We start from the raw sequence: 13,216 nt of genomic DNA, 5'->3' as shown, positions 1-13,216 counted from the left end.
GCTGTGCCAATCCAGCGAAAGCCCCGGGCCTCGGGGCTTTGCGTGAATCACACGAGGTTTGAAGGGCTTTTGAGCGGCCGGTCCCGATCAGTTTTCTGATCGGTTTTACCGGCTTTGATTGAAATCCTAATCAGTGCGCTCCCAACGCTTCATCTTCTGCACCACAGTCGCCTGGCTGACGCCCAGGGCCTTGGCCGCCAGCCGAGTGGTCTTGTGAACCTGCAAGGCCGCCCGAATTGCCGAACGCTCGGCGTTTTCCAGCACCTTGCGCAGCGGCAAACGGCTGTCGTCGGCGTTCTGCGGATTGAGGTTGAGGATCTCCTCGGGCAAATCCAGCGCCTCAATGGTGTCGGTGTGACTGGTCACCACCAGCCGCTCGATGATGTTGATCAACTCACGAATGTTGCCGGGCCAGGCGTAGTCGCACATCAGGTCGAGCGCCTCCAGGCTCCACTGCACCTGGCGCTGATACCGTGCGTTGAAGCTGTCGAGGTAGTAATGCAACAGCGGCGGGATTTCCTCACTGCGTTCACGCAACGCCGGGATGTTGATCGGCACCACGTTCAGCCGGTAGTAGAGGTCTGCGCGGAAACGTCCTTCAGCGACTAACTGTTTGAGGTCGTGGTGGGTGGCGCTGATGATGCGCACGTCGACCTCCTTCAACTCCAGACCACCGACCGGAATGAAGCGGTTTTCTTCGATGACCTTGAGCAGCTTGACCTGGACCGGTAGCGGCAGATCGCCAATCTCATCGAGAAACAGCGTGCCGTGGTGCGCCAGTTCCAGCAGCCCGCGCTTGCCTTTGGGTCCGGCTCCGGTGAAGGCCCCGGGGGCATAGCCGAACAATTCGGCCTCGATCAGGTTCTCCGGCAGCGCGCCGCAGTTGAGCGCCAGAAACGGCTCACTGGCACGCGGGCTTGCGTTGTGTATGAACTGCGCCACGAGGGTTTTGCCGACCCCGGTTTCGCCCTGCAGCAAGACTTTCACCGAGCTGCTGGCGACCTGCCGCGCCAGCGAGAACACCCGGCCGGACACTTCCTGATCGGCCATCAGCGGCGAGTGCAGAAGGTTATCGCGCTGACCGGCGTGAAGTTTGGCGGTGCTGTTGCGCAGTTGCTTGAGTTGCTGCAACTCGTCGCGCTCGTGCTTCATGCGCAGCAGCTCGGTCATGTCGCGCACGGTGCTGACGACGTAGGAAATACGGTGTTCGGCATCAAGAATCGGCGTCGCGCTGACCAGCAGTTTTTTGCCCTGACTCAGGCTCTGCATCACCGACACTGGCCGACCTTCCTGCAACACGCGCAGCGAGGCCGACTGCGAAATGACGCCCTCGCGGACCAGCTCCTGCATTGGCCGACCGATCAGATCGGCGCCGCTCAGGCCCGTCAGGCGCTCATAGGCATGGTTGACCTTCAACGTCTTGCCATCGCCATCGGTGATGTAGACGCCGTCATGCAAAGCGTTGAGCAGTTCTTCGAAACTGGCGTCGTTGACGTTCACCGATGGGCTCCGTGCGTGGGTTGGTCGCAAGGAGGGGAGTTTAAACGGTGATGGCCGGGGATGCAGAGACGACGATGGTCTGGGATATATACCGCTTTTAACTGTGAAGGCCGAGACCGCAGGGACACGACGGCTGGGGAATCTACACCGCTCAACTGCAGGAGCCGGCTTGCTGGCGAAAGGGTGTGTCAGTGACGAAAGGGTCGTCTGACACAGCGCATTCGCCAGCAAGCCGGCTCCCTCGGGAGAACCGCATCACTGGCCTGCAAGCAGGTTATTCCACCGCCGTACGCAACTTCTCGCTGCGCCCGCGCAGCCATTCCAGCACCAGCAGCAGCACCACCGAGAAACCAATCAACAAGGTGGCTGCGGCAGCGATGGTCGGGCTCAGGTTTTCGCGGATACCGCTGAACATCTGTCGTGGCAATGTCGCTTGCTCCGGCCCGGCGAGAAACAGCGTCACCACCACTTCATCGAAGGAGGTGGCAAATGCGAACAGCGCGCCGGAAATCACCCCCGGCGCGATCAACGGCAAGGTCACTCGGCGAAACGCTGTCACCGGGGAGGCGCCCAGGCTGGCGGCGGCACGTACCAGGTTGTAGTTGAAGCCTTGCAGGGTCGCCGAGACGGTGATGATCACGAATGGCACACCCAACACGGCGTGCACCAGGATCAGCGAGGTGTAGCTGTTGCCCAGGCCCAGCGGGGCGAAGAACAGGTAGCTTGCGACACCGACGATCACCACCGGCACCACCATCGGCGAGATCACCAGCGCCATCACCAGCGGTTTGCCGGGGAAGTTGCTGCGGGTCAGACCAATCGCTGCCAGGGTGCCAAAGCCCATCGCCAGCACAGTGGCGGCCGGGGCCACGATCAGACTGTTCTTCAACGCGCGCATCCACTCCGCCGAGCCGAAGAAGTCCTGATACCAGTGCAGCGAGAAACCTTGCAACGGATAGACCAGAAAGCTGCCGGAGTTGAACGACAGCGGCACGATCACCAGGACCGGCAGCACCAGGAACAACAGAATCAGCCCGCACAGGATGCGCAGCGCGTAGTACCAGACCCGCTCGATAGGCGAGGAATAAGGGCTCAACATGGTCATTCTCCTCAGCTCAGACGCAGGCGACTGGCGCCGACCAGCCAGCTATAAATCAGATACAGCACCACGGTTGCCAGCAACAGCAGCCCGCCCAAGGCAGTGGCCATGCCCCAGTTGATGCTGGTGTTGGTGTAGAAGGCCACGAAATAACTGACCATCTGATCGTTCGGGCTGCCCAGCAACGCCGGGGTGATGTAGTAGCCGATGGCAAGGATGAAAACCAGCAGACACCCCGCACCGACACCGGCGTAGGTCTGCGGGAAGTACACCCGCCAGAAACTGGCGAACGGGTTGCAGCCCAGGGAAATGGCGGCGCGCATGTAAGTCGGCGAGATACCTTTCATCACGCTGTAGATCGGCAGGATCATGAACGGCAGCATGATGTGCACCATCGAGATGTACACGCCGACCCGGTTGAACACCAGCTCCAGCGGTTTATCGATGATGCCCATGGCCATCAACGCGCCGTTGATCAGACCACTCGATTGCAGCAAGACAATCCAGGCCGCCACGCGCACCAGGATCGAGGTCCAGAACGGCAGCAGCACCAGAATCATCAACAGGTTGCTCTGGCGGGCCGGCAAATTGGCCAGCAGGTAAGCCAGTGGATAGGCCAGCAGCAGGCAGATCACAGTGATCACCAGGCCCATCCAGAAGGTGCGGGCGAAAATGTCGACATAGATCGCCTGATCCGGCGTGGCAGGCGCCAGTTCACCGAGGTCATCGATGCGGTGGTCGACAGCTGCCAACAGGTAATAGGGGGTCAGGCTTGAGGTATTGCGGCGGATCGCCTGCCAGTAAGCAGGATCACCCCAGCGCTCATCCACGGCTTCCAGCGCTTCCTTATAAGAGGAAGGCTCTTCCTTGAATGGCACGGCACGAGCGGTTTTCGCCAGCAGGCTGCGATAGCCGGCCAACTCCTGGTTGAGGCGCTTGGACAAATCGCCCAGGGTCTGATTCTTGCGACTCTCGGCCAGGTCCGCGCTCAGGGCTTTGTACGCCGACTCAGGGGGTAACCCCTTGCCGTCCCATTTGCTGACCTGTGCAACGGTAAGCGGCATGCCGCCCACCACTTCAGGGTTGTTCACGCTTTTGTAGAGCAGGGCCGCGATCGGCACCAGAAACACCAGCAGCAGGAAGATCACCAACGGCGCAATCAATGCCTGGGCCTTCCAGCGGTTGACGCGCTCGGCACGGGCCAGGCGTTGCTTCAAGGTCGGGCTGGCGCCTTCAGTCAGGGGCACGGCGGTGGCCATAGCAAACTCCGAAATCTTTCAACAAAAAGTGCTTCGCCTGTTCTCAAAGAGGAACAAGCGAAGCACTCGGTTTAACTCAGATCAAACGCAATGCAGACAACCAGGCAGCCGGCGGGTGTTCTCTCGCCAGCGGGCGACGACTTCGACGCCGCTGCCGCCGGTTGGCCGGGCTGCTACAGGGTCGGCATTACTTGGCAGCCCAGGAATTGAAACGCTGCTCCAGGGTCTCGCCGAAGTCGGCCCAGAATTTCACGTCGATCTGTACCTGATCCTTGATGTTCTCAGGGGTGGTCGGCATGTTTTTCAGGGTGTCGGCGCTCAGCATCGAGACTGCCTGGGTATTGGCCGGGCCGTAGGCGATGTTTTCCGAGTAAGTCTTCTGCTGTTCAGGCTTGAGGGTGTAAGCGATGAACTTCTTGGCTTCTTCGGCGTTTTTCGCGCCCTTGGGAATGGCCCATGCGTCGAAGTCATACACGCCGCCGGTCCAGACCACTTTCAGGTTGCTTTCTTTCTGTACCGCAGCGATGCGACCGTTGTAGGCCGAGCTCATGACCACGTCGCCCGATTGCAGATACTGCGGTGGCTGTGCGCCAGCTTCCCACCACTGAATGCTTGGCTTGAGCTTGTCGAGCATCTTGAAGGCGCGGTCCTGACCTTCTTTGGTGGCCAGCACTTTGTAGACGTCCTTGGGCGCCACGCCATCGGCCATCAGGGCGAATTCCAGGGTGTATTTGGCGCCTTTACGCAGGCCGCGCTTGCCCGGGAATTTCTCGGTGTTCCAGAAATCGGCCCAGCCGGTCGGAGCGGATTTGAGCTTGTCGGCGTTGTAGGCCAACACGGTCGACCACACGAAGAAGCCTACGCCGCAGGTCTGGATCGCACCCGGAACGTAGTCTTCTTTCTTGCCCAGCATCGCCGGATCAAGCTCTTCGAACATGTCTTCGTCGCAACCGCGGGACAGCTCAGGGGATTCGACTTCCACCAGATCCCAGCTCACGCTCTTGGTGTCGACCATGGCTTTTACCTTGGCCATCTCACCGTTGTACTCGCCCGCAATGATCTTGCCGCTGCCGGTCTTTTCCCACGGCGCGTAGAAAGCCTTTTCCTGTGCTGCCTTGTTCGCACCACCGAAGGAAATGACAGTCAGGTCCGCTGCCATGGCTTGCGCGGCGCACATCATGCCGACCGATAAGGCGGTGAGCTTCAATGTCTTGAGCATTTATTTTTCTCTCCACGAACAATGTTGGTTAAGCGATGGGGGCGATTGCTTCGCCTCTGGGTGCCTCGGTTTACAGGTACTTCAGTGAATCAATGCGCGTCCTGCAAAGGGTCCAGCGCGCGGGCGTGCTCGACCTGCCATCCAATGGGCACAACGTCGCCAACGCTTAAGGCAGGATCGAGCTCGGCGATAGGCTGCTTGACGAAGAAATCGGTTTTGCCGGCCACTTCCAGACGAACCCGTACGTGGTCACCCAGATAAATGAATTCAGCGACGCGACCGGAGAAACGGTTGACGCAACTTTCGCTGCGACCGTTGAGGTTCACCCGCTCCGGACGAATCGACAGGGTTACCGGGCTGCCGGCAGGGCCGACGTTGACCGCCAGTGCCTCGACTTTTTCGCCACGGGTCAGCGCGACCAGGCAACGATCGCCGGTCTGACTGAGCAAGGTGCCGTTGATGCGGTTGTTCTCGCCGATGAAGTTGGCGACGAAGGTATTCTTCGGCTCTTCATACAGCGTGCGTGGCGGCGCGATCTGCTGGATTTCGCCCTGATGGAAAACCGCGACGCGGTCGGACATCGTCAGCGCCTCACCCTGGTCGTGGGTCACGTAGACCACGGTAACGCCCAGACGCTGATGCAGATGCTTGATCTCCATCTGCATGTGTTCGCGCAGCTGTTTGTCGAGTGCGCCCAGCGGCTCATCCATCAGCACCAGTTGCGGCTCGAACACCAGCGCGCGGGCCAGGGCCACACGCTGCTGCTGCCCGCCGGACAATTGCGCCGGATAGCGATGGGCGAAAGTACCCAGCTGCACCATGTCCAGGGCGCGCTTGACCTTCTCGGCGACGTCGGTCTTGCTCATGCCGCGCACCGACAACGGGAACGCCAGGTTCTCGGCCACCGTCATGTGCGGAAACAATGCGTAATTCTGGAACACCATGCCGATGTCGCGCTTGTGCGGCGGTACGTTGTTGATCGAGCGACCCGCCAGCAGGATCTCCCCCGCCGTCGGCGTTTCGAAACCGGCGAGCATCATCAGGCTGGTGGTCTTGCCGGAACCCGAAGGCCCGAGCAGGGTGAGGAACTCGCCCTTGCGAATGTCCAGGTTGAGATCCTTGACGATCAGGGCTTCGCCGTCGTAGCTCTTTTGCACACCACGAAAGCTGACCAGAACATCACTCGCCCCAGCGCTTGAATCGACGTTGCTCATTACCCACACCTTTGTTTAATCAACCGTGGGCAACAAGCCTAGATCAGCCCGCAGACCGCGCAAATCGGGGGGTATGAGAGATTGCCCTAAGCGCCGTGGAAGGTTGAGGGTAGGGATTGCCCTACAGGGATGGCGGGATTGGATATGTCCAGCTCACGCGTCATTTCGACTGGGATGACGCAATCGCGAGCAAGCTCACTGCTACAGGGGTGTCGCGATCACCTGTAGGAGTGAGCTTGCTCGCGATAGCGGTTATCAGGCCGCCCAAAGCGTCGTTTTTAGACACGGCATCAGACCAGCTTATGCTCCATCGCATACTTCACCAGTTCCGCCAGCGAAGAGATGTTGAGCTTTTGCATCAACCTGGCCTTGTGGGTGCTGATAGTCTTGCTGCTCAGCGCCAGTTGCTGAGCGATGTCATTGACGTTGGCGCCTTGGGCCAGGCGCTCGAACACCGAGAATTCGCGCTCGGACAACAGCGAGTGCAACGGCCGACTGTCTGTCAGGCCGACCTCGAAGACCATGCGGTCCGCCAGATCAGGGTCGATATACCGCCCGCCCGCCGCCACCCGACGGATCGCCGTCAGCAGCAACGCAGGATCGCTGTCCTTGGTCGCGTAGCCGGCAGCACCGACCTTCAGCGCGCGGGCGGCCATCTGTGCCTCGTCATGCATCGACAGCACCAGAATCGCTGGCGGGTTGTTCAGCGCCCTGATTCTCGGGATGGCCTCCAGCCCGTTGACGCCCGGCATGGAGATGTCCAGCAGCACGACCTCGCATTCAATGTGGCGCAAGGCTTCCAGCAACTGCTCGCCATTGCCGGCCTCGCCCACCACTTGCAGGTCCTTGGCCAGACCGATCAACTGCTTGATGCCCTCGCGGACGATGGTGTGATCTTCGGCGACCAATACACGAATCACTGCACTTGCTCCTGAGCGACCTGTTCCAGCGGAATATAGATGCGCAAGGTTGTGCCTTCTCCCTGCGTACTGTCCAGATGCAATCGTCCGCCCATGATCAGCACCCGCTCCCGCATACCCACCAGCCCGAACGACACCGGCCGTGCTGCGTCCTGATCGAAGCCCTTGCCGTCATCGGCAATGCTCATGCACAGCACGCCGTCGTCCAGACTGAGGTTCAGCTCCACTGTGTGGGCCTGGGCGTGACGCATGACGTTGGTCAAAGACTCCTGAAGAATGCGGAACAGGCCGATCGCGGTGGCATCGGCAAGCGCCGGCAGGTTGTCCGGCACCTGGACCAGACAGGGAATCTGCGTGCGCGCCTCAAACCGTCGGGCTTGCCATTCGATGGCCGACGCGATCCCGGCATCCAGGATCGGCGGGCGCAACGCTGTCGCCACATCACGCACCAGCTGAAACAACTGGGCGATCAGACGCTTCATGCTGTTGAGTCTGTCTCGCAGGCCAGGGTCGAGGTCGGCATAGGCCAGCTCGCACATCGAGGTTTCCAGCTTGAGCACGGTCAGCATCTGCCCCAACTCGTCGTGAACCTCCCGGGCAATTCGGGCCTTTTCTTCTTCGCGCACTGTCTCCAGATGCGCCGACAGCTCTCGCAGCTGCTCGGCCAGCACCTGCAGGCGCGCCTCGCTCTCCTGCAACGCGGCGAGCGAACGACGACGCTCGGTGACGTCGGTGATGAACACCACCAGGTATTCGGCCTGGCGAAACCGCAGGAAACTCAACGACACATCCGCCGGCAGAATGCTCCCGTCGGCGCGCAGACAGTTGCTCTCGAAATTCTGCGGCGCCTCGTCGCTGGATCGCGCGTTTTTCCACAGGTTGAGCCAGCGATCCATGTTAAGCCCCGGCTCGAAATCGATCAGCGGCCGATCCACCACTCCCCCCGACGCGTAACCGAGCATGCTTTCGGCGGCTTGGTTGGCATAGCGTACGTGGCTGTCCCAGTTGACCCAAAGGATGCCCACTGTGCTTTGGTCGATGGAGAACTGCGCCAGACGCAACGACTCCTCGCCGGCCAGACGCCGGGCGATATCCTCACGCGCCGCCAGCAAGTCGCGCTCCAGCACCTGCTGCTGCTTGCGCTGCCAGAACACAATCGCCGCGCTGGCCAGCACCAGCACCAACAGCAGCAGCGATATGTTTTTCCACAGCCCCGGGGACTCGCTGACTTGCGGGTATTTGGCTTGCAGCCATTGCGCATGCAGTTGGTCCAGATCCTTCGGTGCAATCGCGCCCAAGGCCTGGCTGATAATTTCGGCCAGTATGGGCGTATCGCGACGGGAGGCGACTCTGAGCAACTGCGGAAAGCCGATATCCCCCACCACCGCCAGCCCGGCAAATTCGCTTTCGCGGGACAGGCGACTGAGCTGCGCCTCATCGACCACCGCATAGCGCGCCTGCTGACTGAGTAACAGCTGCAACGCCTGACGCTCCAGCGGCACACCCTGCACGTTGAGATGGGTGTAGTTGGAACGCAGATAGTCGGCCGTCGCACTGGGCATGCGCACAGCCACCCGCACCTGACTGTCGAGTTTGTCCAGATCCACAGCACCGGCACCATCGCGCTCGCCGACCAGCAACTGCGGCACGCGCATGTAGGGATCGGAGTACAGCCATGCGCGCAGACCGGCGGGGGTTTGCGTCAGGCCCGGGGCAAAGTCGATCTGGCCCTCGGCGAGGGCTTTCTCAAGCTCGGCCTGATCGGCGAAGTTGCGCCATAACAACTCGACCTGCAGCGTCTTGGCCATCAGATTGACCAGATCGACGTTGGCGCCGGACAACACCTGAGCGCGACGATCAAATTGTGCATAGGGTGCCTGCAGCACCAGCCCTACCCGTAACTGGCCGCGCTGGGTGAGCCAGTCTCGCTGCGCGCCAGTCAGCACATCCGCAGCCGCGTTGGGCACTGCACTTTGCGCGGCTGAAGCAAAGGCGATGAGCATCAGGCCCATCAAGAGCACTCTCGGGCAGCCGATAACCCAAAGGCACAGCACGCGGATTCTCAACCTGTCATCTCCACTTCCCGGAATCCCTGATCAATCATGTGATGTGCGTGCCGCCTCAAGGCGGGCGCCGATGCCCGGCCTGACAAACAGTCATCAACCCATTAGGCTGCCGGAATTGTTTCTGGCCTTTGGAATATTCGATGTCCTACACCATTCGCGCAATGTTTCCCGCGATTTGCCTGACGCTGATACTACCTTGCTCGCAGATTGCGATGGCCGCTGATCCTGCACCGGATAAAGACGCCAAGCCCGCCGAGACAGCCGTCGAGCGAGCAGCCCTGCCCTCGCGCAGTCAGGAAGACGCGCTGGCACTCGAACGTCAGGTGCCAAAAGCCGAGCAACAGCAACTGCAGGCCGGGGACGAGAGCTTTCTGGCCTTGTGGAAACCGGCCAACATCGGCGAACCCAAGGGCGCGGTGGTGATCGTTCCCGGCGCCGACGAGTCCCCCGACTGGCCCAACGCCGTGGGACCGCTGCGGCGCAAGCTACCGGAAGTTGGCTGGTCCAGCTTGAGCCTGAGCATGCCCGACGCCTACAACGACGGTGTCTTCGCACGTGCGGCCGACACCCCTGCCGCCGACGACAAGGCTGCCGCTGACAAGGACAAAGCCAAAGACCCACAAGCCAAGGAGGCAGATCCGGCATCCACCGCTGAAGCCGACGCAGCAGCGACTGCTGAACAAGCCGCCGCGCAAGCTGAACAGGCCAAAGCCAACGCCGAGAAAATCTTCGCCCGCATCGACAGCGCCGTGGCCTTTGCGCAACAGAACAAAGCCCGCAGCATCGTGCTGTTGGGGCATGGCACTGGTGCCTACTGGGCGGCCCGTTACATGAGCGAACGGCCGTCGCCTGCGGTACAGCGTCTGGTGATGGTGACGGCCATGGACACCGGCAAGGACGAGCCCGCGCTGCTGGACGTTTTGCCTACGCTGAAAGTCGCCACGGCGGATTTCGTCAACAAGGACCGGTCAGTGCCTCGGCAACAGGCACAGGATCGTCTTGACGCCAGCAAGCGCGTGAAAAATGCGCGGTTTACCCAGGTGACGCTGAATGCGATTCCGGGCAATACGGCCATGGAGCAGGATCAGCTGTTTCGCCGTGTGCGGGGGTGGTTGGAGGGGCAGTAGATCAAGCCTGCCGCGCCGTGCTCGACCTGCTTTTGATGCTGGCCGCAGGCCGTGGCAGCTGCCGGGGCGGCGCTGCACGGCCTGCGATCTGGCACGCAGCGGCAGTCGTTCCGTGGCGATAGTGTCGCCTGACACTCTCGGGTCTTCGGTTTTACTGCCGCTGCGCGCCAGATCGCGAGCCAGCTTGCTCCTCCGTCCTCGGGGCAGAAGCGCATGCCAGTGCATTCAGCGAAACCCGCGCCGGTCACGGATAACGGCATAGGCGCTGTGCAATTCTCGGGTGCGTTCGGTGGCATCACGCACCTGCATCTGGCTGGCGCCGGTGCCAGCGACCTTGTCCGGATGGTGGCGACTCAATAACCGCCGGTAGGCGCGCTTGATCTGTGCCGGCTCGGAATCGGCCCTGACCCCCAGCAAGCGCAACGCATCCTGGTATTCACCGCCACTGCTGGCGGGTGCGCGGGCGCGCTGCTCGTCCTCGGTGGAGGACAAACCCTCGACCTTCTGCGCAGGCCACCCTAGCCATTTTCCCCACAGCACGATCAACTCACGCTCGGCGCGCGAGGCCTTGCCATCGGCCCAGGCCATGCGCCAACACGCGCGCAACAAACCTTCGGCAGCATGGGGCTGGGTTTTCAGGCGCGTCAGGTGCACCCGCAAATTGTCGCGTCCGTCCTTGCCCCGATTGAACGCGGCAATTGCACGACGCGTGGCAGGCTCGCTCAAGTCAAGACGACGCATCTCGACCCGCGCCTGCTGAATGTGACCATCCACCACCCGGCCGTCGCTTTTCGCCACTCGACCCAAGAGGATGAAGATCAGCTCATCATCCCGCGGGACGCTACGCCCGCTGATTCGCTCGCGCAGCTCGGCCAGGCTCTGCACATGCAGGCGCCGATCCAGCGCCTGGCCCAGCAACGCGCCGAGCATGGCCCCGGGAATACTCGCAATCGCGTACCCGACGCCACCGCCGATGACTGTGAATGGCCAGAGCATCTAGGATTTCACCGCAAGCAGCTGCTCGACGTGCGCCAACCGTTCATGAGTGCCGACATCCACCCAACGACCGCTGAAGTGCTCGCCGGTCACCTGCCCCTTGGCCATCGCGTCCCTCAACAGCGGCGCGAGCTTGAACGCGCCATCGCTGCAACCGGCGAACAATTGCGGGTGCAAAATGGCAATGCCGCTGTAGGTCAGGCGTGGCAGGCTGGCGTCATCCCGCACCTGACCATCAACCAACGCAAAGTCACCACCGGGGTGATGCAACGGGTTGTCCACCAGCACCAGATGCGCCAGCCCCTTGAGCGGCGCAGCCAGCCCGGCGAAGTCGCAGTCGGTCCAGATGTCGCCATTGACCACCAGAAACGGCTCATCCCCCAGCAACGGCAACGCCCGAAAAATCCCTCCACCGGTCTCCAGCGGCTCGCCTTCGGGTGAGTAGCGAATGTTCAAGCCCAAGCGCTGACCATTGCCCAGGTAGTCCTCTATCTGTTGCCCCAGCCAGGCGTGGTTGATCACCACCTCGGCAACGCCTGCGGCCTCGAGCGCGCGCAGGTGATATTCGATCAGCGGCACACCACCGACGCGCACCAGAGGTTTGGGCGTGTGCAGGGTCAGCGGGCGCAGGCGCTCGCCTTTGCCTGCCGCCAGAATCATTGCTTTCATGCGTCCCTCTTCAAGACAGTCTTCACATCCATTCCTTCACACGACAGCTTCTTGTTGTGGCTGACCCAGACTGGTCAACAGATTGCTCAGATCGACCAACTCGGGCCGACGCGCCAGGACGGCTTCTATATAAGCAAAGAAACGCGGGACATCGGCGACATAACGAGGCTTGCCATCACGGTGGCAGATACGGGCAAAAATGCCGATCACCTTCAGATGACGCTGCACACCCATCAGATCACTGGCGCGAGAGAACTCGTCGAAGTCGTCCTGCACGGGGATCCCCAACGCGCCGGCTTTCTGCCAATACATTTGTAGCCAGCCCGCCACTTGCGCCTCAGGCCAGCTGAGGAAAGCATCCTTGAACAGGCACGTGATGTCATAGGTGACGGGACCATAGACGGCATCCTGAAAATCCAGCACGCCTGGATTCGGCTCGCTGAGCATCAGGTTGCGCGGCATGTAATCGCGATGCACCAGCACCTTGGGCTGCGCCAGGGCGCTGTCGATCAGCAATTGGCTGACCCGCTGCCAACTGGCCTGCTGGGTCTGATCGAACTCGACGCCCAGATGCCGCTTCACGTACCACTCAGGGAACAGCTCCAGCTCGCGACGCAACAGCGCAACGTCATAGCTGGGCAGAGGCGCCTGCATCGGCAGCTGCTGGAAAGCCAGTAACGCATCGATCGCATCGGCGAACAGTTGATCGGCGTTCTGTTGATCGATGACGTCCAGGTAGGTTTTTCGACCCAGATCGTTGAGCAGCAGAAAGCCCTGATTCAGGTCTTCGGCATAAATTTTCGGAACATTAATTCCCGACTCGCTCAATAAATGAGCGATATCAACGAAGGGTTTGCAGTTTTCCTGAGGGGGTGGGGCATCCATCACGATAAAAGTGTGGCCCTCTCCCTCCCAGCGAAAATAACGTCGGAAACTGGCATCGCTACTGGCAGCAGTCAACGTGGCCGGGGGTATGGCGCCCCAGCCTTGAGCGGCGAACAACTTCGGCAGCTGCTCATCGAGCCAAACTTTCAGGTGTTGCAGGCGTACATCTTGATCTGGCATTGCAAGGGTCTCCGACGGCGCTAGCCGTCAAGCGGGTCATGCTTTATTATCCGACATCTTTTTCAGCCCATCGAGAGGCGTG

The 13,216-nt window shown here is 61.1% G+C and carries 11 protein-coding genes; 1 reads left to right on the top strand and 10 read right to left on the bottom strand.

The window, feature by feature from the left end:
* Positions 1-126 precede the first annotated feature (126 nt).
* The 7 genes from ACI2KS_RS21250 to ACI2KS_RS21220 form a co-directional block, all read right to left on the bottom strand.
* Positions 127-1,500, bottom strand: a complete 1,374-nt coding sequence (locus tag ACI2KS_RS21250; protein ID WP_404622968.1) for a sigma-54 interaction domain-containing protein — start codon at positions 1,498-1,500, stop codon at positions 127-129.
* Between the two features lie 274 nt (positions 1,501-1,774).
* Entirely contained in the window at positions 1,775-2,599 is an 825-nt protein-coding gene (locus ACI2KS_RS21245) for an ABC transporter permease (protein ID WP_404622967.1), read from the bottom strand.
* A gap of 11 nt (positions 2,600-2,610) precedes the next feature.
* The gene (locus tag ACI2KS_RS21240) at positions 2,611-3,858 is read right to left on the bottom strand and encodes an ABC transporter permease (RefSeq protein WP_404622966.1); all 1,248 of its coding nucleotides are present in this window, start codon (positions 3,856-3,858) and stop codon (positions 2,611-2,613) included.
* Between the two features lie 187 nt (positions 3,859-4,045).
* The gene (locus ACI2KS_RS21235) at positions 4,046-5,077 is read right to left on the bottom strand and encodes an ABC transporter substrate-binding protein (protein ID WP_404622965.1); all 1,032 of its coding nucleotides are present in this window, start codon (positions 5,075-5,077) and stop codon (positions 4,046-4,048) included.
* An 89-nt stretch (positions 5,078-5,166) separates the two neighbouring features.
* Positions 5,167-6,291: an ABC transporter ATP-binding protein gene (locus tag ACI2KS_RS21230; RefSeq protein WP_404622964.1), complete on the bottom strand. Its 1,125-nt coding sequence runs from the start codon at positions 6,289-6,291 to the stop codon at positions 5,167-5,169.
* A 290-nt stretch (positions 6,292-6,581) separates the two neighbouring features.
* The gene (locus ACI2KS_RS21225; protein WP_404622963.1) at positions 6,582-7,211 is read right to left on the bottom strand and encodes a response regulator; all 630 of its coding nucleotides are present in this window, start codon (positions 7,209-7,211) and stop codon (positions 6,582-6,584) included.
* Entirely contained in the window at positions 7,208-9,223 is a 2,016-nt protein-coding gene (locus ACI2KS_RS21220) for a histidine kinase (protein ID WP_404622962.1), read from the bottom strand. Before ACI2KS_RS21220 ends, ACI2KS_RS21225 begins: the two co-directional genes overlap by 4 nt.
* A 194-nt stretch (positions 9,224-9,417) precedes the next feature.
* On the opposite strand from ACI2KS_RS21220, the gene ACI2KS_RS21215 reads away from it, so the two are divergent.
* Entirely contained in the window at positions 9,418-10,404 is a 987-nt protein-coding gene (locus tag ACI2KS_RS21215; protein WP_404622961.1) for an alpha/beta hydrolase family protein, read from the top strand.
* A gap of 225 nt (positions 10,405-10,629) precedes the next feature.
* On the opposite strand, the gene ACI2KS_RS21210 is transcribed toward ACI2KS_RS21215, so the two are convergent.
* Genes ACI2KS_RS21210 through ACI2KS_RS21200 form a run of 3 tightly spaced genes read right to left on the bottom strand, consistent with a single transcriptional unit; the run spans position 10,630 to position 13,134 of the window.
* Positions 10,630-11,400 carry a TerB family tellurite resistance protein gene (locus tag ACI2KS_RS21210; RefSeq protein WP_404622960.1) on the bottom strand — a complete coding sequence of 257 codons (771 nt, stop codon included), beginning with the start codon at positions 11,398-11,400 and terminating at the stop codon, positions 10,630-10,632.
* The gene (murU, locus tag ACI2KS_RS21205) at positions 11,401-12,069 is read right to left on the bottom strand and encodes an N-acetylmuramate alpha-1-phosphate uridylyltransferase MurU (protein ID WP_404622959.1); all 669 of its coding nucleotides are present in this window, start codon (positions 12,067-12,069) and stop codon (positions 11,401-11,403) included.
* A 36-nt stretch (positions 12,070-12,105) separates the two neighbouring features.
* A complete protein-coding gene (locus ACI2KS_RS21200; RefSeq protein ID WP_404622958.1) occupies positions 12,106-13,134 on the bottom strand; it encodes an aminoglycoside phosphotransferase family protein in 1,029 nt (342 codons plus the stop codon).
* Positions 13,135-13,216 lie beyond the last annotated feature (82 nt).

The sequence above is a fragment of the Pseudomonas sp. NPDC087358 genome (assembly GCF_044900785.1).
Taxonomy (GTDB): Bacteria; Pseudomonadota; Gammaproteobacteria; order Pseudomonadales; family Pseudomonadaceae; genus Aquipseudomonas.
This window is presented reverse-complemented; position numbering and strand designations above follow the sequence as displayed.

What these genes read in the sequence shown, in the direction of transcription:
- murU (WP_404622959.1), bottom strand. Translation starts at nt 12,069, where the DNA reads ATGAAAGCAATGATTCTGGCGGCAGGCAAAGGCGAGCGCCTGCGCCCG.
- ACI2KS_RS21210 (WP_404622960.1), bottom strand. Translation starts at nt 11,400, where the DNA reads ATGCTCTGGCCATTCACAGTCATCGGCGGTGGCGTCGGGTACGCGATT.
- ACI2KS_RS21220 (WP_404622962.1), bottom strand. Translation starts at nt 9,223, where the DNA reads ATGGGCCTGATGCTCATCGCCTTTGCTTCAGCCGCGCAAAGTGCAGTG.
- ACI2KS_RS21240 (WP_404622966.1), bottom strand. Translation starts at nt 3,858, where the DNA reads ATGGCCACCGCCGTGCCCCTGACTGAAGGCGCCAGCCCGACCTTGAAG.
- ACI2KS_RS21215 (WP_404622961.1), top strand. Translation starts at nt 9,418, where the DNA reads ATGTCCTACACCATTCGCGCAATGTTTCCCGCGATTTGCCTGACGCTG.
- ACI2KS_RS21245 (WP_404622967.1), bottom strand. Translation starts at nt 2,599, where the DNA reads ATGTTGAGCCCTTATTCCTCGCCTATCGAGCGGGTCTGGTACTACGCG.
- ACI2KS_RS21230 (WP_404622964.1), bottom strand. Translation starts at nt 6,291, where the DNA reads ATGAGCAACGTCGATTCAAGCGCTGGGGCGAGTGATGTTCTGGTCAGC.
- ACI2KS_RS21235 (WP_404622965.1), bottom strand. Translation starts at nt 5,077, where the DNA reads ATGCTCAAGACATTGAAGCTCACCGCCTTATCGGTCGGCATGATGTGC.
- ACI2KS_RS21200 (WP_404622958.1), bottom strand. Translation starts at nt 13,134, where the DNA reads ATGCCAGATCAAGATGTACGCCTGCAACACCTGAAAGTTTGGCTCGAT.